Genomic DNA, 19,210 nt, shown 5'->3' on the forward strand with positions numbered 1-19,210 from the left:
GATTTTGAATTGTTTAGTGGTTTATGTTAATCTGTTTTGAAAAGAACTGATTATGAATTGACTAAATTTTATTTTATTTCCTGACATAATTCAATTAAAACGCCATTTGTGCCTTTTGGATGCAAAAAAGCGACCAATTTATTGTCGGCTCCCTTTTTTGGGGTTTCGTTTAGGACTGTGAATCCTTCGGATTTGAGGCGTTTGATTTCAGAAAAGATGTCTTCTACATCAAAAGCGATGTGATGGATGCCTTCTCCTTTTTTTTCAAGAAACTTGGCGATTGGGCTTTCTGGACTGGTGGCTTCGAGGAGTTCAATTTTGTTGGGACCATTCATAAAGAAGGATGTTTTTACGCCTTCGCTGGCGACTTCTTCCTGCTTGTAGGCTGGTGCGCCAAAGAGTTTTTCGAATAATATATTGGATACTTCCAAATTCTTCACGGCGATGCCAATGTGTTCTATTTTTCTCATTATTTGTGTTTCTCTTTATAAAATGTTTCCAAAAATGCATCATGTTTCTTCATAGCCCTGATGGAAATGGCATCCTTTTTATCCCGATTTTTTTTCGGGATAAAAAGATATAATGGACAGCAGGAACTTTGCTTGCTGAAAAGCCTAATTTTTCGCTTCTAAATACAAGAACAAATATAAAAAACTTTATGAGTTTGTGACTTTGTGGGTTGGTCTCTCAAAAAAATAGTATTTTTGCACTATGGAAACAAATAGACAGAAAAAAATAGGCGGGGTTATCCAAAAAGATTTGGTTGATATTCTGCAAGGTGAAGTGAGAAAAAATGGAATTACGAATTTAATAATTTCAGTATCCAAAGTTACGGTGACTACAGATTTGTCTGTGGCGACGGTGCATTTAAGTATTTTTCCACAAGAAAAAGCGGCGGAAACGTTGGTGGCGATTAAAACTAATTCTACTTTAATTAAGCACGATTTATCGCAAAGAGTGCGTTTACAATTGCGTAAAGTGCCAAACTTGGTTTTCTTTATTGATGATTCTTTGGATTATATAGAGAAGATTGATAATGCTTTGGCGAATAAAGAAAATCCGATAGAGAATAGAGATTTGTTGGATAAACGCAGATTTCAATAAAATTTGAATTTTCCTCTTTACATAGCCAAACGATATATTTTTAGCAAAAGCAAAAATAATGCTATCAATATTATTAATGGTATTGCAAGTATGGGAGTTATTGTGGGAGCAATGGCGCTGTTTGTGGTACTCTCGGTTTTTACTGGACTGAAGGAATTCAGTCTTTCTTTTACTAGTGATATTGACCCTGATCTTAAAGTGAGCAGTACGCTTGGTAAATCTTTTTTTATTGTGCCAAAACAGGAAAAAGAGATTAGGAGAACTGAAGGTGTTGCTTCCTATTCTAAAGTTATTGAAGAAAGAGTGCTCTTTACTTTTAATGGTAAACAAGAGGTTACTTATTTGAAAGGTGTTGATTCTGCTTTTAACACTGTCAGCGATTTTAATAAAAAATTATACAATGGGCAATGGCTGAAACTTGATACTTATCAAGTGGTGGTGGGTTATGGTATTGCTCAAAAGTTCTCGATGGGGTTGCTCGATTACAATAACGCTTTTGAGGTTTTTGTTCCAAAACCAGGTAAAGGAGCAATTGAAAATCCTGAACAAGCTTTTAATAAAGCTGATGTTTTTCCGGTTGGGATTTATGCGATTAGTGAAGATTTGGATTCTAAATATGTGTTTTCCGATTTAGGTTTGGCACAGGAATTAATGGAGTACAAGACCAATCAGATTTCCCATCTTGAAATCAAATTAAAAAAAGATGCTGATGAAAGTGCAGTTGTTCAAAAACTGCAGTCGATTTTTAAAAATAAAATTACAGTAAAAAATAAGGAACAGTTAAATGAGTCCTTATATAAAATGCTGAATACAGAAAACATAGCAGTGTATTTGATATTTACTTTGGTAATTGTTGTGGCGCTTTTTAATTTGATTGGCGCCCTTATCATGATGATTTTGGATAAAAAAGGAAACTTAAAAACCCTTTTTAATCTCGGAACTGATATCAAAGATTTGCGGAATATATTTTTGCTTCAAGGAACTTTGCTAAGTGTTTTTGGTGGAATTATTGGGCTATTATTAGGTGTTGTAGTTGTGTTGCTACAACAACAGTATCAACTGATAATGATAACCCCAACACTTGCTTATCCAGTTATTTTTACACTTGAAAATGTATTGATTGTTATGGCAACAATTGTGACTCTTGGTTTTATCGCTTCGCTAATTGCGAGTAGTAGAGTGAGTAAGAAGTTGTTGGATTAGAAAAAATATTTCCCGTAGAGATGACTGCAGTGCATCTCTACGGGAAATATTTTTAAACAACCTCATAACCTGCATAAGCCTCTTCGATTTCATTCAAATGAGCAAATAATTCTTCGGGACGGTCTAGGGTTACTAATTTTTGTTTGTGGGTTTTGAAAGAATGAATTCCTTTGAAATAATTGGTGTAATGCGGACGAGTTTCAACGATGCCTAAGCGTTCTCCTTTCCATTCCATTGCCCAAGTAAGGTGGTTTCGAACAGCTTCGACTCTGTCGGCAACGGTAGGTTTTGCCAGGTGTTCTCCTGTTTTGAAATAATGTTTGATTTCGTTAAAAATCCAAGGATAACCAATGGCGGCGCGACCAATCATTATTCCGTCGATGCCATATTCGTTTTTATAATGCAATGCTTTTTCGGGAGAATCAATATCTCCGTTTCCAAAAATAGGCATTGTGATTCTCGGATTGTTTTTGACGCGGGCAATATGTGACCAGTCGGAATGGCCTTTGTACATTTGGGCACGGGTTCTAGCGTGGATGCTCAAAGCAGCTACGCCAATGTCCTGCAAACGTTCGGCAACTTCGTCTATATTTATGGAGCTGTCGTCCCAGCCCAAACGCGTTTTTACGGTTACTGGTAAATGCGTGCTGTCGATAACGGCTTGTGTCAAGCGAATCATTAAATCAACATCTTTCAAAACTCCGGCACCGGCTCCTTTGCAAACTACTTTTTTGACAGGACAGCCAAAATTGATGTCAATTAAATCGGGGTTTACGGTAGAAACGATTTTGGACGATAAAGCCATCGCTTCTTCGTCCCCGCCAAAAATTTGGATTCCTACGGGTCTTTCATAATCGAAGATGTCTAATTTCATTCGGCTTTTGATGGCATCACGGATTAGGCCTTCGGAAGAAATAAATTCGGAGTACATTAAATCGGCACCGTGTGTTTTGCACAATCTGCGGAATGGAGGATCGCTCACATCTTCCATAGGTGCTAACAGTAGGGGGAATTCGGGTAATATAATGCTGCCAATCTTAATCATCGTCCTTTAAATTTTTTGCAAAATTACATTTTTTCAGCGAAAGGATAAAAGACTTAATGACATTAGATAGGTAAGGATGTGATTTTGAATAATATGGTAACTAATTAAGGGGTATATGTATTACAATTTGAAAAGACTTTAGGGAAATGCTTGAGTTTCCTATTTTGAAACTTTGAAACTGTTGAATTTAGAGTATATTTGCAGATTAATTGTCGCTTTACGGCGTTTGCGTGAGATTTGATATTAAGAGGAGAACAGCCAGTGGCTGTTCGGAATAACATAAGTTAGACATCATTATACATGAAACATATTAGGAATTTTTGCATTATTGCACATATTGACCATGGTAAAAGTACATTGGCGGATCGATTATTGGGGGCAACTCAAACGGTAACGGCTCGTGAAGAAAAGGCGCAATTGCTGGACAATATGGACTTGGAACGTGAACGTGGTATTACGATCAAGAGTCACGCCATACAAATGGAATATACGTATAAAGGCGAAGAATATATCTTGAACCTGATCGATACTCCGGGTCACGTGGATTTCTCTTATGAAGTTTCTCGTTCTATTGCGGCTTGCGAAGGAGCTTTGCTGATTGTGGATGCTGCGCAAAGTATTCAGGCACAAACGATTTCTAACTTGTATTTGRCTTTGGAGAATGATTTGGAAATTATTCCGGTTTTGAACAAAGTTGATTTACCAAGCGCCAATCCAGAGGAAGTAAGTGATGATATTATTGATTTGCTTGGATGTAAGCTGGAAGATATTATTCATGCTTCGGGTAAAACTGGTTTTGGTGTTGAGAATATTTTGGCGGCAATTATAGAAAAGATTCCGGCTCCAAAAGGAACTAAAGATGAACCTCTTCAGGCTTTGATATTTGACTCGCATTACAATCCGTTTCGTGGTATCGAAGTAATTTTCCGTGTGAAAAACGGGGAAATTAAAAAAGGCCAAAAAATTAAATTTATGGCTACTGGCAATGAATATTTTGCCGATGAAGTTGGAACATTGAAATTGAATCAAGTTCCTAAAAATGTAATTTCGACAGGAGATGTTGGGTATTTGATTTCGGGAATTAAAGAAGCCAAAGAAGTAAAAGTGGGTGATACTATTACGGATGCCAAAACGCCTACCACTAATATGATTACTGGTTTTGAAGATGTAAAGCCAATGGTATTTGCCGGGATTTATCCTGTAGATACTGAAGATTATGAGGATTTGCGTTCTTCGATGGAAAAACTGCAATTGAACGATGCTTCACTTGTATTTGTTCCTGAAAGTTCTGCCGCCTTAGGATTTGGTTTCCGTTGCGGATTCTTGGGAATGCTGCACATGGAGATTATTCAAGAGCGATTGGAACGTGAATTTGATATGACTGTAATTACTACGGTTCCTAACGTTTCGTATTTGGCTTACACCAAAAAGCACCCAGAAGATGCTTTTGTAGTTAACAATCCATCAGATTTACCTGAACCTTCTCGTTTGGACCGAGTTGAAGAGCCTTATATTAAAGCGACTATCATTACCAAATCCGATTTTGTTGGAAACGTAATGAGTTTATGTATCGAAAAACGTGGTCAAATTACGAATCAAACGTATTTGACAACGGAACGTGTAGAATTGAATTTTGATATGCCTTTGGCAGAGATTGTATTCGATTTTTACGATAGATTGAAAACGGTTTCAAAAGGATATGCTTCATTTGATTATTCTCCAATTGGAATGCGAACTTCAAAATTGGTTCGGTTGGATGTTTTATTGAATGGTCAAACGGTTGATGCTCTTTCTGCGTTGATTCACGAAGACAATGCATATAACATCGGAAAGAAAATGACCGAGAAATTGCGTGAATTGATTCCGAGACAACAATTTGATATTCCGATTCAAGCGGCGATTGGTGCCAAAATCATTGCGCGTGAAACGATTAAAGCGTTACGTAAAGACGTTACTGCCAAATGTTACGGCGGTGATATTTCCCGTAAACGTAAATTGCTTGAAAAACAGAAAAAAGGTAAAAAACGTATGCGCCAGGTAGGAAATGTTGAGATTCCGCAGGAAGCATTTATGGCGGTATTGAAGCTGAATGATTAAATTTGTAGAGATGTACGGTTGTGCGTCTTTTAGAATATAGAGAAAACCTGATGATGAAAATTGTCAGGTTTTTTTGTTTATTTTTGGATACCAAATAGTTATTAAAATGAGTGATAAGATTATTAGTCTAGATGATTTAATTGAGAATAGGATAGAAATAGATTTTCCTAATGATATTATAACCGTACTCTTTGATGTACAAGGATTATCAGCTCCATTAGAAAACAGAATATTTAAATGTGAAAAACTCATTTTTGAGCATATCTCAAATCCTGAATATAATTTTAAATTTGATAATTGTAGTTTTGATTGTGAAGTAGAATTTATTGGATGCACCCTAAATGAAATATCTTTCAAAAATACAAAAAGCATAATATCATTAAATATTAATGGTTATTACAATAAGTTCGAGTTAAAGTGCCTTAAATTTTATTATGATAAAGGATATACTATTGATGAACCGAAACCAAAATTATCTACAAATTTCTATATAAGCAATCTCATTATCTCGGATAATTTATTAATTCAAAACATTGAACATATTCAAGGAAAATTTGAGTTTATTGGCAACGAAGTTGGCGGAAAAGGAATAGATGCAATAACATTTAACAACTCTAATTTTTATAATGCATATTTTTCAGGTAATAACTTTAAGGACAAAACAACTTTTGAAAATACCTCGTTTAAATATAATTTCCAATATTTAAAATCTTCCAAAACAGTTTATCAACATACAAAATTTTATAATAATACTTTTTCAAAAGTTTCTTTTTCAAATTCAAATTTTATCGGTAAATGTAGTTTTGATAAATGTGATTTCTTAAGTACGACTTGGTTTGAGAAATGTAAAAATTTGACTAATTCAAAATTAGGATTTGTTGCTTGTGAATTTAAAAAATATGTTTTGTTTGATAATTCAAAAATTAATTCTTTTGAAATATCTCATAGCTTTTTTGAAAGAAAGGTTTCTTTTGATTCTTTTGAAGCAAATAAAATGAAATTACATCAAGTCTCTTTTGAAAAAGTTGCTTATTTTGATGACTTAAATAAGTCAAATGAAAAAGTGCTAGAGAATTGGGATAGAAAAACTTTAAGAGCCATAAAACGAGAATTAACTAATTCTCATAATCAAATAGATTATTTACGTTTTAAAGCATATGAACTAAATGCATTTAAAAAAGAAGTAGATCAAAATAAATTAAATTGGAAAGATTCAATGATTCTGTATTTTAATGAAGATTCTAATTATTTTGGTTTAGATTGGACAAAAGGACTGCAGTTTATCATAAAATGGAGTTTTCTGTTCTATATTTTACATTTGTTAACTTACATCTTTCAAGAAAAATGTTTTTACTTAATTCCAAAACAAGAGGATTTCTATATTAATTATATAAAATTTATAAATCCTTTTTCTTTTTTAAAACCACCAATTGAAAAAACAGAAAATTACTTTTTCCCTTTTTCCTTTTTTATCTTAGGAAAAATATTCGTTTCCTATGGAATCTATCAAACAGTTCAGGCATTTAGAAAATTTGGAGTTAATGGAGGATAAAATTATTTTTTCACTAACTTTGTTTTTATGGAAACTATAAAATTAAACATCGATTTGAGTGTCAATCAATTGATTGAAGCTGTTAAGCAACTTTCGCCGAAAGACCGATTAAAAGTTAATGATGCCATTTGGAATGAAGATATGGAAATTCCTGTGGAACACCAACGAATTGTTTTAGACCGAATGGCAAAAGCAAAAACAAATCCCGAAAGACTTTTAGATTGGGATGAAGTTTCTAAAACGCTTTAGAGCTTGCGCTTTCATTTAAAAATAGACACTGACGCTTTGAATGACATTCAAGAAACTTTTGAATGGTATGAAATGCAATTGAAAGGATTAGGTTTACGTTATAAAACCCAAACCAAAAGACAAATCAATTCTTTAAAAAAAGATCCTTATCTATTTAGCATAAAATACAATGAAATTCGATGCAGGAAAATAGAAAAATTCCCTTTCTTGATTCATTATTTGGTAAATGAGAACACGAAAACTGTTACTGTTTTTGCCATTTTTCATACTTCAAGGAATCCAGAAATTTGGAAAAGAAACAATAAGTGATCTTCAGTAAGAAAAGTTGTTGGGTTTTCTGTTTTTGAGATGTATCTTTGAGACACTATCCCCAAAACCTCTGTAACTCATAAAAATGCTTGACGAAACCCCAAAACGATTTGACCGTATTGTAGCCATTCTTATTCAACTGCAATCCAAAAAAATTGTAAAAGCACAGGAATTGGCCAATCGTTTCGAAGTTAGTCTGCGGACTATTTATCGAGACATTCGCACCTTAGAAGCTTCGGGAGTTCCTATTTATAGTGAAGCTGGCGTTGGTTATGCTTTAATGGACGGCTATCGGCTACCGCCTGTAATGTTTACCCGCGAAGAAGCCAGCAGTTTTATTGCTGCTGAAAAATTAATGCAGAAATTTACTGATGCAGCTCTTGGAAATCATTACGCTACAGCAATGTATAAACTAAAAGCCGTACTTCGAAGCGATGATAAAGATTGGCTTTCAAGCATTGAATCGAGTGTTTTAATGCAATCGTCAGAGAAGCTATTTAATGATAAATCGCCCAATACTTTGGCTACTCTTTTTGAAAGTATCGCTGAGAAAACACAAGTTGTTCTTTCGTATGAAGCGATTCAATCGGATGGGATTACAGTGCGAAATATTGAACCTGTTGGGGTTTTTCATGACAATAACAATTGGTATATGTTAGGGTATTGTCATTTGCGAAAAGATTATCGCCAGTTTCGTGCTGACCGTATCCACGGAATTAAAAAAACAGAAATTCCTTTTTCATTAGAGCATAATTCGCTGGAAACATATTTGGATAAAAACAAAACTGTTTCTACGATCAAAGTTCGGATTCTTGTAGATAAAAAAATTGCCAACTATCTCTCATCCGAACGAAAATATCACGGCTTTGTTTCTGAAAAACAAGTAGAAGACAAAATTGAAATGACTTTCATGTCCTGTGATAAGTTGGAAGGATTTTCGCGCTGGTATCTGATGTTTGGCGATTATGCTACTATATTGGAACCCGAAAGATTAAAAACCAAAATTCTGGAATTACTTGAAATGAATAAACAAAGGCTTTTATAAAAAAGCTTCTAAAACAAATTTAGTTTTAGAAGCTTTTTTAGTTTTTATCTTTCCCAGAAAAAAGGTGGTTCAATGCCTAACGCACGCAGATACACATATCCCTGACCGCGGTGATGTATTTCATTGTCAATAAAATATAAAATATTCTGAATAATCGGGAATTCATATTGACCAAATAATTTAAAGGTTTCATTAAAATCTTCGATGGTTAATTTCTGCCAATTTTCATTAATTTCTGCCGTTGCTTCATCCCATTTTTCAAGATATTGTGCTTTGAAAATTAACTTTTCTGCCGCTTCTGTATAAGGCTGAATTTCCCGATTTACAATTCCTTTCAAAGCTGGTGCAGCAATGGCAAGAAGTTCATCGGCTAATTTTGAAAATGGACGCATTCCGCCAATTGAAAATTCAAAGAAATCTTTTTCAGGAAATAGTTCAATTACTCGGCGTGTCAAAGCGCGATGCCCTTGCCAGTGTTTCAATAAATCTTCAGGAGTAATAACTTGTGCTGCTAATGTTTTCATAATTTTAAAATTTTTAATTTTTTACTTCTTCAAAAGTATACAGGGCTGGTGACAACAGTTTGTCAGCAGTAATTTTATTTTTTATAAATTATGAAATGAATATAGATAATGGTTGACTATTAGCGGTTCATTTGATGATGGATATCTGATAACAGAGATTTTAGCGGGCAAAAAAAAACCACTATGAACACAATGTCTATAGTGGTTTACTTATTTTTAAAATTCAAAATTAATCTTCGGAGTACATTATTTTGGACAACAGATACTTTATCAAAAGAGCTGGTCCAAATGAAATAAATATTGGGATTAAAAGTTCAATATTTACAAAAGCATTTCTGCTGTTAAAATAAAATTGGCAGGCAAAAGGCATTATAATCGCACCAATAGTAAATCCAACCATTGCTGGAATTGCTTTTTTAGGGTGTCCATAATAACCGGCAAAACATGCAAGAACGATAGAAAGCAAAATCATAGAAACGCTATTGCCTCCTAATACAGCGACAGATATGGAAGAAACTATTGCTAAGCCTAAAGCAATAATGTTTCTGTCATTATAGTCTCTTTTTTCATTCGCTTTATACAAAAGGTCATACTTGTGACTTCGAATTACATCCATCACTAACTCTTTTGCTGTTTGCTGTTCAAATCCTAAACAAATCAAATTGTTTTTTTCGAAATCGATATCAAAGGCTCCTGCCTTAATCTTGTTTTTTAAGTCTTGTATCTGACTGTAGGTTAATTCATTATTCATATTTTCTATAATTTGGGGCATGTTAAAAGTATAAAAAAATACATACAATATCAAATTTTTTTAGCTTTTATTCGGAATTTTTGAAAGGTTTATCGGATTAATGATTTAATGTATTACTAGTCAGTAATTTATGCAATTTTTTAAATTCGGCGTAAGTTAATTCATTCTAAAATATAGGATGAAAAAGTAATGATATCATTGTACAACAGATAATTATTTTTAGTAAAACCTAAAAAAATAGTTATCTATTGAATTTAAAAAGCTAAAAAACTAATTGTTTTGATTGGATTTTAAAATGCTTTAACCTTATGAATATAATATTAGAAAAATATGATTATTTAAAATTTATTTATCTTTCAGCCAATCGAATAACCGTTGAGCGTCAGTGCCTTTAAACAACTGTGTTCCTTCGTTCATTGTTGCGGCTGATCCACAGGCAACGCCCCAACGGATTACTTCTTTCAGGCTTTTGTTTTGTGAAAGCGCCCACACCATTCCGCCAACCATGCTGTCTCCAGCGCCAACGGTACTTTTCTTTGCTACATTAGGCGCAGGAACAAATTCATAATTGTCTTTGGTTACCAAAACCGCTCCTTGAGGACCTAGAGAGACAACAACAATTTCGGCTCCTCCTTTGGAAATGATTTGTTTGGCAGCTTCGTTTACTTCTTCCATTTCGAGTCGTTCGACACCGATTAGTTTGGCCAATTCGCCAACATTTGGCTTGATGAGGTAAGCTCCCGTTTCGAGAACTTTTTTCAAGGCTTCTCCAGAGGTGTCCACTATTAATTTTGCACCAGATTGTTTTGCTATTTGGGCTATTTTTTGATAAAAATCGGCAGATAAACCTTCATTTAAGCTGCCACTGGCAACAATAAATCTTGATTTTAAGTTAGTAATGGCATTAAGGATAGCTTTTTCTTCTTGTTCAGTAATTTCTCCGCCAGTGAATCCAAAACGGTATTGTGAATTAGTATTGTCATCTACAGCAACAAAACTCTCTCTTGTCCAAGTTTGGATGGGAATAGCCTGAAAGACGATGGATTCTTTGGAAATTAATTCTTCCAGCATTTTTCCTAATGGCCCACCTGATGTGAAGATTGCCAAAGAAGTTCCTCCCAAACGTGAAATAGCTTTAGACACATTGATTCCTCCTCCTCCAGCATCAAAACGAGGTGCTGAACAACGAATTTTTTGTTCGGCAACTAAACCTTTAAAATGAGTGCTTTTGTCCAAAGCCGGATTGACGGTAAGAGTAATAATATCGTATGTATTCATTTTTATGATGTTTTGATTAATAAAGGTGCGAAAAAAAATCATAAAAAACCATTCAAATAAGCGCGAATATTTCTTTGTATATTTGCAGTCTCAAAAAAAATGTAAAATCAATAATAATGAATGAAGCGATTGCTTCGTTCTTCTCAATAATCATGATTGAAGATAAAAACCCGCAACGCACAAGTATAGCTCAACTAGGAGAATTTGGCCTGATAGACCATTTAACAAAAAACTTCGAAATCACTCAGACTTCTACACTAAAAGGAATTGGAGACGATGCAGCCGTGCTGGATTTTAAAGAAAAGAAAGTAGTTGTTTCAACTGATTTATTGATTGAAGGCGTACATTTTGATTTGGCTTATGTCCCCTTAAAACATTTAGGATACAAATCGGTAGTTGTCAATGTATCCGATATTTGTGCGATGAACGCGAGGCCAACACAAATTACAGTTTCTATAGCGGTATCTAATCGTTTTCCATTGGAAGCTTTGGAAGAATTGTATGAAGGAATCGAACACGCAGCACAGGAGTATAAAGTTGATGTAATAGGAGGTGATACTACTTCTTCTCAAAAAGGATTAATTATTAGCATCACTGCTCTTGGCGAAGCCGATGAAAATGAAATCGTATATAGAAGCGGAGCCAAACAAACGGACTTATTGGTAGTAACTGGAGATATTGGTGCTGCTTATATGGGATTGCAGGTATTGGAAAGAGAGAAACAGGTTTTTCAGGTAAATCCAAATTCTCAACCCGATTTAGATGCTTATACCTATTTGATTGAGCGCCAATTAAAACCTGAAGCACGTAAAGATGTACGTACGTTATTGCATGCGTTAGAAATAAAACCAACGTCAATGATTGATATATCCGATGGATTATCTTCGGAGATTATGCATTTGTGCAAACAATCCGGTGTAGGCTGTAACTTGTATGAAGATAAATTACCAATTGACCCTCAATTTATTAATGTTTGTGAAGAGTTTAATATTGACAGCACTACTGTAGCTATCAATGGAGGAGAGGATTATGAATTGCTCTTTACTATTGCAATGGAAGATTTTGACAAAATAAAAGGAAATCCTAACTTTAGCATAATTGGTCACATGACACAGGAAAGCGAAGGTATACATTTGGTAACCCGCGCTAATACCAGAATACCTTTAAAAGCAAGGGGCTGGGATGCTATAAGAGAATAAAAGGATTTAGAATTCTAGTTAAAAACATATAAAAGCGCACCGAAATGGTGTCGCTTTTTATCTTTTTGAAAGTGTTTATAAAATAATTCCTCTCATCTTTGCTTCCTTAATTAAATCAATATCGCTTCGATCTTCAATTTTAAATAATTGCTTAAGATTGACTTTTCGCTGTTCAATAGCATGTAATGAAATAGGGATGTATTGAGTAATATCTTTAGTTTTTGTTCCTTTAGAAATGTGGAATAAAATTAATTTGTCAAATTGGTCAATTCCTTCAATATCTTTATTATTTTGATTGGCCATTTTAATTACAGAATGGCTGTAATAAATTTCATCTTTCAGTACTATATCAAAACCAAAAAGTAATTCATCAAAAGTTAAATCATTTTTAATTACTAGTCCTGCGGGATTTATAGTGTCGATTATATTTTTTATTTTGAGTAGCTCAGTATACATGGTTAGCAAAATTATTTTGCAGTCGGGCATGTATTTCATAATTAATTTTGCCAAATCTTCACCGGAATAAATTCCTTTTTCTTCATATACAGGCATACTGATATCTAAAAAAGCAACGTCAAAGGGTGGTATTTCTGGATTTGTAATGATGTTATAACCTGTCATGCAGTCCTTCCCTTGAGTAAATGAATATTCATAGAAATCAGGTTTATAACGGGTAATAGCATTTTTATATCCGTCAATTATAAAGGGATGATCGTCTACAATTAAAATATTTTTTTTAATTAGCTTTTGCGCCTTTGAATCGGTTGTCATTATGCAATAGTTTTTTGAGTTTCTTTGATTGGAATTATTATCGTTATAGAAGTTCCTTCGTCTTTTTTTGATTTTATTTCGAGGGTTCCTTCACATTCTATAGTTCTCGTTTTTATATTCTGGAGACCTATTCCTTTTTTGGCGCGATTTGTGTTAAATCCTAAGCCATCGTCATTAATCTTTAAAACTAAATTATCATTTTGTTTTCTGAATTCTACCTTTATTTTTGTTGCATTAGCATATTTGTTACAATTTTGAAGTGATTCCTGAAGGATGCGGTATAAATTAATTTTTATAATATTGTCAATAGAATCCCATTTTATAGTCGGATCTATATGAGCAATAAATTTTGTTGAGAATGTTTTCTTTTGTTCTTCAAATAAGTTAGTTACTATCGCAACGAAGTTATTAATTAATTCTGATTTTTCTCTATTCAGGTTATGAGATATTTCGCGGATATCTTGTTCAATATTTTTTAGTTCGGTTAAATAATTTAACCGCAGTTCGATTCCAGAGTCATCTGTAATTTTATTTAAACCATCCAAATTGATTCGGACGCCAAACATTCTGCCAAGAACTCCATCGTGTAATTCCCTCGCTACTCTTTTTTTTTCTTTAATGCTATTGATTTCGATTGCATTTTGCTGATTAATTAACAGATTATATATTTCGGCATTGGCCTGTTGCTGTTGCTGTTTGAATAATAATTCTCTTTGTTTAACTTTTTGATTATTAATTATGTACAGTAATAGTGCTAAAATGACAAAAACCCCAAAAAACAGCAAAAGTTTTTTGTTCTGACCTTCGAGATTAGTGTTTTCTACTTTAATTTCGTCGGTTTCATATTCAATACGGGTAAATTTTTCGCCAATTTTCCGCTCTGCTTTTTGCAGGCGGTCATTAAGAAGGATGTATTCTTTTGAATATTTTGAAGCATTTTTTGGGTCAACAATTCCTATTTGTTTGAGGCTTTCCAGTATACTTCTCAACCGATTGGTACTGCGGGATAAAGCAAGTGCTTGTTTTGCATATTGTATCGCTTTTACGGTGTCATTCTGAAACGCATAGTATTCTGATAAATGGGTTTTATTGATAATTACTCCCGAGATAAGATCTAAGCTATCCCTAATTTTTAGTGCTTTATAAAACAGATTGGGGAGTTCTTTAGTATCTCTAAGCTTAAATTTGGCATAAGCCAAGTTATCCAATAGCATAGCGTACAAAGATGGTTTTTCTACAAATAGGTTTTGTTGTTTTAACCCTTCTTCAAAATAATTTTTAGCTTGTCTGTAATTCTTTAAGTTTAAATATACATAGCCCATATTGTTCAGGGATGTTGCTTTGGATTGAAATTCTGCAGGTATGGATCTGTCATCTAAAATAGCCAGCGCTTTGTTGTGAAATTCTAAGGATTTATTGTATTCTTCCCTTTCATTGTATAAAATGCCTAAAAGATTGTAACACTGATATTGTAAATCATTAGCTTTTAGTTGTTTTATAATCCGCAAAGCTTTAAAAACAGTAATTTCACTATCGAATAAATCATTTTCATTATATCTCAAGGTGGCTTTACTAAATCGTGTTTTGGCAATGTTATAATTGTCATTAAGTTTGAGGTATAGTTTCTCGGCTTTATAATAACTATAAAAAGCACTGTCTGGAATCGATTTTTTTACATAGTAATCTCCTAAATAGACATAGGCTTTGGCTGTATTTACTGTGTCTCGACTGTTATTGGAACGTTCTAAAATAAGTTGGGAAGTTTCAAAATATCCTTTCCAGTCATTCATATTATAATAGCGGTTGGCTACTTTAAAAAGGTTTACTTTATTGATCGAATCATCCTTTTGATTAATAATTATTGAAAAGGCTTTGCGATTGTATTTTTGTTTTAATTCTTGTGATATGGTAATGTCATTGGCTAGAGATAGATACACGGTTAAGCTATCTTCAGAAGTCACAATATTTTTTTCAGATTTTTTTTTATTAGTGCAACCTATAAAAATAACTAAAAAGAGGAATAGTATGTAGTAATTTTTTTTCAATTTATATTTTTGGATCGTATCAAAAATACTAAATCTTTTTATATAAAAAAAGGCTGTCAATTTTTTGACAGCCTTTTAAGATATTTTGGGTTTTTAGTCTACTTTTCTGTTGTCCCCGCTTGATTGTCCGCCAGTTCCGTCAATTTCAATAATTTGTTTATTAACAGATCTGCCGTTATAATCTACTTTTCTGTTATCTCCGCTTGATTGTCCGCCAGTTCCATCGATAGATGTGATTACTGTATTATCAGTAACTGATGTTGTTGAATTGTTTGGAGAGGCGAATGAAGTTGTTGCCAATACTAATGTAAATAATCCGATTGTTAAGATAGCTTTTTTCATGATTTCTGGGCTTTATGTTGTTGTTATGTTTTACGTTTTTGATTCCGTTTGCGTTGGAATTCTTTAGTAAAACTAAACAGTAAGCCTCAATAAACAATTTAAAAACAGCTGTTTATGGTAGATGGAGTTCGTCTGGTAGTGAATGAATAGCAATTTGGAGTAAATGGCTATTTTTAAGTTTCAATGTAATTTTCATTGGCAAATTCGCTTATAATAAAGTCGATATTTGTTTTATAAGATTTAGAAAAAGGCAGTTTTATAGTGGTCTTTTTAATGTAGCACAAAGAGTTCCCGGTGTGAATTCTAGAAATATAATTTCGGTTTACAATGTAGCTATTGTGTATTCTTATAAATGGATTGGACAAAACTGATTCAAAATGTTTCAAAGTTTTGAATGCGGTTATCATTTCGCCATTTTTCAAATGAATATCTGTTGAGTTATTATCGGCTTGGAAATAACAAATTTCGTCAGAATCAATGTAGCGGTAATCACCATACGATTTGACGCATAAGATAAATGATTTTTTAATGTTTCTGGATTCAATCCTTCCCAGATTATGTTTTTCTTTGGAATTTGGATTTTGAACAAGAACTATTTCGTCTTCTATGTTTATTTTATTCAGTTTATGAATCAATTTTACAAAATCGATCACTAATAATGGTTTTAGTAAATAGTCTACAACTTCATATTTAATACAGTCGAAAGCAAAATCTTTTTTCTTAGTCGTAATAACAATTTTTGGTAATTCTTTCAGATACATTAATAACCCGTTTATTAATTGTAAGGATAGATTACTATTTTTATCATTAGGATCTATTTCCAAAAATATGAGTCTTGGCATATGCTCTAAAATTAGATTCACGCCATCTGCATAATTATCAGTGGAGCCAAGAAAATTTAATTCTGAAAATTCGCTGGCCATTGCCTTTGTTTTCAAAACACTTTCAGGATCATCGTCAATAATGATGTAGGTGTAATTCATTTTTTTTTGGGACTTAATTTTAATATTGTATTTTATTCTTTTTTAAAAAGGTTTTATTTAAAAATAGAAGTTTCAAAAGAATAATCTAGTTTCAAAAAAAAGCTAATCTTAGCAAATAATAAAATAATAACACTCAAAGTTATGTTTTTTTATTATAAATAAATCAAAAAGGGTTATAAAAATTTAATGGTATTTTACTGAAAACTAAACATATACGCTAATATTCGTATGTATTTTTTTATTCAAAGCAAAAAAAATGCCTCTCGGTTGAGAAGCACTTTAAATATGTTGTAATGTTATGATTACATTTTCATTAACCAATTTTTCATCGAAACTTCATTTTCGATAATAGATTTCAATTCAGAGATAGCAACACGATCCTGTTTCATTGTGTCTCTGTGACGGATGGTTACCGTTTGATCTTCTACCGTTTGGTGATCTACAGTGATACAGAAAGGAGTTCCCAATGCATCTTGCCTTCTATAACGTCTTCCTACTGCATCTTTTTCATCGTAAGCTACATTGAAATCCCATTTCAAATCATCGATGATTTTTTTGGAAATTTCAGGCAACCCGTCTTTTTTAACTAATGGTAAAACCGCAGCTTTTGTAGGCGCTAGAACCGCTGGTAATTTCAATACTGTTCTGGTTGAACCGTCTTCCAGTGTTTCTTCTTTTAATGAAGTAGCGAAAACCGCCAAGAACATTCTGTCCAAACCTACTGAAGTTTCTACCACATAAGGAACATAGTTTTCATTCAGTTCAGGGTCAAAATACTGTAATTTTCTGCCTGAATATTGTTCGTGAGCTTTTAAGTCAAAGTCGGTTCTGGAGTGAATACCTTCCAATTCTTTGAAACCAAACGGGAAGTTGAATTCAATATCGGCTGCTGCATTGGCATAGTGTGCCAATTTTTCGTGATCATGAAAACGGTAATTTTCTTTTCCTAATCCAAGAGATAAATGCCAGTTCAAACGAGTGGTTTTCCAATGTTCGTACCATTGCATTTCTTCGCCTGGACGTACAAAAAACTGCATTTCCATTTGTTCAAATTCTCGCATACGGAAGATGAATTGTCTGGCTACGATTTCGTTTCTAAAGGCTTTTCCAGTTTGTGCAATTCCAAAAGGAACTTTCATTCTTCCAGATTTTTGAACGTTCAGGRAATTTACAAAAATACCTTGTGCCGTTTCCGGACGCAAAAATAAATCCATTGCCGTATCTGCAGAAGCTCCTAATTTGGTACCAAACATCAAGTTGAATTGACGCACTTCGGTCCAATTTCTGGAACCTGATTCCGGACAGGCAATTTCCAGTTCTTCTATTAATGCTTTTACATCTTCCAGGTCACCAGCTCCCAAAGAACGACCCATTCTTTCCAGGATTTCTCTTTCTTTTGCTAGATATTCTACGACTCTAGCATTGGTTGTGATGAATTCCTGTTCGTTGAAAGCCTCTCCAAAACGAACTTTCGCTTTTTCGATTTCTTTTTTTGCTTTTAGATTTAGCTTTTCGGCATAATCTTCAATCAAAACATCGGCTCTGTATCTTCTTTTGGAATCTTTGTTGTCTATTAATGGATCATTGAAGGCATCAACGTGACCAGATGCTTTCCAAGTTGTTGGGTGCATCAATATCGCCGCGTCCAGCCCTACGATGTTATCGTTCATTTGAACCATCGATTTCCACCAATATTCGCGTATGTTCTTTTTTAATTCTACTCCGTTTTGTGCATAATCATAGACTGCACTTAAACCATCGTATATTTCGCTTGACGGAAAAATAAATCCGTACTCTTTTGCGTGCGAAACTACATTCTTAAATAAATCTTCTTGTTTTGCCATAGTGGTGCAAAAATATAAAAAGGGAAATTAAAAAAAGAAAAAAAATGAAGTTTGAATATATGGTTTTCTTATTTTTATGGATAAATCAATTTTTTTATGCTTAATTCCTTGATTAATTTATTTTTTCCAAAGGTTTGTGCTGGCTGTAAATCATTTATAGGCACCAATGAATCTATAATTTGCACAGTTTGCCGGCATGAATTGCCTTTGACGAACCATCATTTGAATCCAGAAAATGAAGCTTTCAAAAAGTTTTATGGCAGGATTCCTGTCGAACACGCATCGGCTTTTTTGTATTTTCATAAAAAAGGGATGGTTCAGGAAATTATTCATAATCTGAAATATAAAGGACATGAAGAAATAGGCAATTTTTTGGGCGAATGGTACGCATCCGACTTAAATAACAGCTCGCTTCCAAAAGATATAGATGTGATAATTCCAGTTCCGTTGCATAAAAAGCGATTGAAAGAAAGAGGTTATAATCAGGTTACGAATTTTGGACTGGCTTTGTCCGAGAATTTTAAAATCCCATTCAATAATGACATTCTGATACGGAAAGTTTATTCTAAAACACAGTCGAAGAAAAATCTTTTGGGAAGAACCGAAGGAATTGAAACGGTTTTTGATGTTGATTTTAGTGAAGAAGATACCAATAAACATTATCTGCTTATTGATGATGTGTTAACGACTGGTGCTACTCTTGAAGCTTGTTCTAAAGCATTACTGAAAATTCCGGGAGCAAAGATTAGTATCGTTTGTATGGCGATGGCACATTCGTAATGGAATTTTGATTAAACTTGAAAATTTTGTGAGCTTGCGTGAAGGATGGAAGCAAGTTACCGAAGTAACGCGGACAGCCTGACAGCATA

Annotated in this window: 19 protein-coding genes; 9 read left to right on the top strand and 10 right to left on the bottom strand. The window is 33.6% G+C overall.

Annotation, left to right across the window (positions count from 1 at the left end; genetic code table 11):
- Nucleotides 1-68 precede the first annotated feature (68 nt).
- Nucleotides 69-470: a methylmalonyl-CoA epimerase gene (mce, locus tag AC1DVP_RS03210; protein WP_477182106.1), complete on the bottom strand. Its 402-nt coding sequence runs from the start codon at nt 468-470 to the stop codon at nt 69-71.
- Between the two features lie 241 nt (nt 471-711).
- Here mce and rbfA point away from each other — a divergent pair, with 241 nt between their 5' ends.
- A complete protein-coding gene (gene rbfA, locus AC1DVP_RS03215; RefSeq protein ID WP_477182107.1) occupies nt 712-1,104 on the top strand; it encodes a 30S ribosome-binding factor RbfA in 393 nt (130 codons plus the stop codon).
- Between the two features lie 3 nt (nt 1,105-1,107).
- On the top strand, nt 1,108-2,307 hold the full coding sequence (locus AC1DVP_RS03220; protein ID WP_477182108.1) for an ABC transporter permease: 1,200 nt from the start codon (nt 1,108-1,110) through the stop codon (nt 2,305-2,307).
- A gap of 52 nt (nt 2,308-2,359) precedes the next feature.
- Here AC1DVP_RS03220 and dusB read toward each other — a convergent pair whose 3' ends face one another.
- Complete coding sequence (gene dusB / locus AC1DVP_RS03225; protein ID WP_477182109.1) at nt 2,360-3,352, bottom strand: tRNA dihydrouridine synthase DusB; 993 nt, start codon at nt 3,350-3,352, stop codon at nt 2,360-2,362.
- A gap of 300 nt (nt 3,353-3,652) precedes the next feature.
- Between dusB and lepA the strand changes: the two genes are divergently transcribed.
- From lepA to AC1DVP_RS03250, 5 genes are all read left to right on the top strand, one after another.
- Nucleotides 3,653-5,449, top strand: a complete 1,797-nt coding sequence (lepA, locus tag AC1DVP_RS03230) for a translation elongation factor 4 (protein WP_477182110.1) — start codon at nt 3,653-3,655, stop codon at nt 5,447-5,449.
- 106 nt (nt 5,450-5,555) lie between these two features.
- Complete coding sequence (locus AC1DVP_RS03235) at nt 5,556-7,001, top strand: hypothetical protein (protein WP_477182111.1); 1,446 nt, start codon at nt 5,556-5,558, stop codon at nt 6,999-7,001.
- Between the two features lie 27 nt (nt 7,002-7,028).
- Nucleotides 7,029-7,250 carry an addiction module protein gene (locus tag AC1DVP_RS03240; protein ID WP_477182112.1) on the top strand — a complete coding sequence of 74 codons (222 nt, stop codon included), beginning with the start codon at nt 7,029-7,031 and terminating at the stop codon, nt 7,248-7,250.
- A gap of 3 nt (nt 7,251-7,253) precedes the next feature.
- A complete protein-coding gene (locus AC1DVP_RS03245; RefSeq protein WP_477182113.1) occupies nt 7,254-7,559 on the top strand; it encodes a type II toxin-antitoxin system RelE/ParE family toxin in 306 nt (101 codons plus the stop codon).
- A gap of 85 nt (nt 7,560-7,644) precedes the next feature.
- Nucleotides 7,645-8,604, top strand: coding sequence for a helix-turn-helix transcriptional regulator (locus AC1DVP_RS03250; RefSeq protein WP_477182114.1), 960 nt, complete (start codon nt 7,645-7,647; stop codon nt 8,602-8,604).
- Between the two features lie 44 nt (nt 8,605-8,648).
- Here the strand turns inward: AC1DVP_RS03250 and AC1DVP_RS03255 are convergent, their stop codons facing one another.
- The 3 genes from AC1DVP_RS03255 to AC1DVP_RS03265 form a co-directional block, all read right to left on the bottom strand.
- On the bottom strand, nt 8,649-9,128 hold the full coding sequence (locus AC1DVP_RS03255; RefSeq protein WP_477182115.1) for a DinB family protein: 480 nt from the start codon (nt 9,126-9,128) through the stop codon (nt 8,649-8,651).
- Between the two features lie 229 nt (nt 9,129-9,357).
- Nucleotides 9,358-9,879, bottom strand: a complete 522-nt coding sequence (locus tag AC1DVP_RS03260) for a hypothetical protein (protein ID WP_477182116.1) — start codon at nt 9,877-9,879, stop codon at nt 9,358-9,360.
- A gap of 345 nt (nt 9,880-10,224) precedes the next feature.
- Complete coding sequence (locus AC1DVP_RS03265; RefSeq protein WP_477182117.1) at nt 10,225-11,157, bottom strand: 1-phosphofructokinase family hexose kinase; 933 nt, start codon at nt 11,155-11,157, stop codon at nt 10,225-10,227.
- A 152-nt stretch (nt 11,158-11,309) separates the two neighbouring features.
- Between AC1DVP_RS03265 and thiL the strand changes: the two genes are divergently transcribed.
- The gene (gene thiL, locus AC1DVP_RS03270) at nt 11,310-12,356 is read left to right on the top strand and encodes a thiamine-phosphate kinase (RefSeq protein ID WP_477182161.1); all 1,047 of its coding nucleotides are present in this window, start codon (nt 11,310-11,312) and stop codon (nt 12,354-12,356) included.
- A 75-nt stretch (nt 12,357-12,431) separates the two neighbouring features.
- On the opposite strand, the gene AC1DVP_RS03275 is transcribed toward thiL, so the two are convergent.
- The 5 genes from AC1DVP_RS03275 to AC1DVP_RS03295 all read right to left on the bottom strand — a co-directional run bounded on the left by AC1DVP_RS03275 (nt 12,432) and on the right by AC1DVP_RS03295 (nt 18,341).
- Entirely contained in the window at nt 12,432-13,127 is a 696-nt protein-coding gene (locus tag AC1DVP_RS03275) for a response regulator (RefSeq protein ID WP_477182118.1), read from the bottom strand.
- Nucleotides 13,127-15,088: a tetratricopeptide repeat-containing sensor histidine kinase gene (locus AC1DVP_RS03280; RefSeq protein ID WP_477182119.1), complete on the bottom strand. Its 1,962-nt coding sequence runs from the start codon at nt 15,086-15,088 to the stop codon at nt 13,127-13,129. The genes AC1DVP_RS03275 and AC1DVP_RS03280 overlap by 1 nt, the downstream gene beginning before the upstream one ends.
- Nucleotides 15,089-15,265: 177 nt before the next feature.
- Entirely contained in the window at nt 15,266-15,514 is a 249-nt protein-coding gene (locus AC1DVP_RS03285) for a hypothetical protein (protein ID WP_477182120.1), read from the bottom strand.
- 173 nt (nt 15,515-15,687) lie between these two features.
- Nucleotides 15,688-16,497 (bottom strand): LytR/AlgR family response regulator transcription factor, encoded by an 810-nt coding sequence (locus AC1DVP_RS03290; RefSeq protein WP_477182121.1) that lies wholly within the window; start codon nt 16,495-16,497, stop codon nt 15,688-15,690.
- A gap of 302 nt (nt 16,498-16,799) precedes the next feature.
- Nucleotides 16,800-18,341 (bottom strand): glycine--tRNA ligase, encoded by a 1,542-nt coding sequence (locus AC1DVP_RS03295; protein WP_477182122.1) that lies wholly within the window; start codon nt 18,339-18,341, stop codon nt 16,800-16,802.
- 96 nt (nt 18,342-18,437) lie between these two features.
- Here AC1DVP_RS03295 and AC1DVP_RS03300 point away from each other — a divergent pair, with 96 nt between their 5' ends.
- Entirely contained in the window at nt 18,438-19,121 is a 684-nt protein-coding gene (locus AC1DVP_RS03300) for a ComF family protein (RefSeq protein ID WP_477182123.1), read from the top strand.
- The last annotated feature ends 89 nt before the right edge of the window (nt 19,122-19,210 follow it).

Source organism: Flavobacterium sp. P3_A6 (assembly GCF_056403035.1).

Coding starts and splice junctions, on each gene's coding strand:
- mce (WP_477182106.1), bottom strand. CDS start 470: ATGAGAAAAATAGAACACATTGGCATCGCCGTGAAGAATTTGGAAGTA.
- rbfA (WP_477182107.1), top strand. CDS start 712: ATGGAAACAAATAGACAGAAAAAAATAGGCGGGGTTATCCAAAAAGAT.
- dusB (WP_477182109.1), bottom strand. CDS start 3,352: ATGATTAAGATTGGCAGCATTATATTACCCGAATTCCCCCTACTGTTA.
- AC1DVP_RS03235 (WP_477182111.1), top strand. CDS start 5,556: ATGAGTGATAAGATTATTAGTCTAGATGATTTAATTGAGAATAGGATA.
- AC1DVP_RS03240 (WP_477182112.1), top strand. CDS start 7,029: ATGGAAACTATAAAATTAAACATCGATTTGAGTGTCAATCAATTGATT.
- AC1DVP_RS03250 (WP_477182114.1), top strand. CDS start 7,645: ATGCTTGACGAAACCCCAAAACGATTTGACCGTATTGTAGCCATTCTT.
- AC1DVP_RS03255 (WP_477182115.1), bottom strand. CDS start 9,128: ATGAAAACATTAGCAGCACAAGTTATTACTCCTGAAGATTTATTGAAA.
- AC1DVP_RS03260 (WP_477182116.1), bottom strand. CDS start 9,879: ATGAATAATGAATTAACCTACAGTCAGATACAAGACTTAAAAAACAAG.
- AC1DVP_RS03265 (WP_477182117.1), bottom strand. CDS start 11,157: ATGAATACATACGATATTATTACTCTTACCGTCAATCCGGCTTTGGAC.
- thiL (WP_477182161.1), top strand. CDS start 11,310: ATGATTGAAGATAAAAACCCGCAACGCACAAGTATAGCTCAACTAGGA.
- AC1DVP_RS03275 (WP_477182118.1), bottom strand. CDS start 13,127: ATGACAACCGATTCAAAGGCGCAAAAGCTAATTAAAAAAAATATTTTA.
- AC1DVP_RS03285 (WP_477182120.1), bottom strand. CDS start 15,514: ATGAAAAAAGCTATCTTAACAATCGGATTATTTACATTAGTATTGGCA.
- AC1DVP_RS03290 (WP_477182121.1), bottom strand. CDS start 16,497: ATGAATTACACCTACATCATTATTGACGATGATCCTGAAAGTGTTTTG.
- AC1DVP_RS03300 (WP_477182123.1), top strand. CDS start 18,438: ATGCTTAATTCCTTGATTAATTTATTTTTTCCAAAGGTTTGTGCTGGC.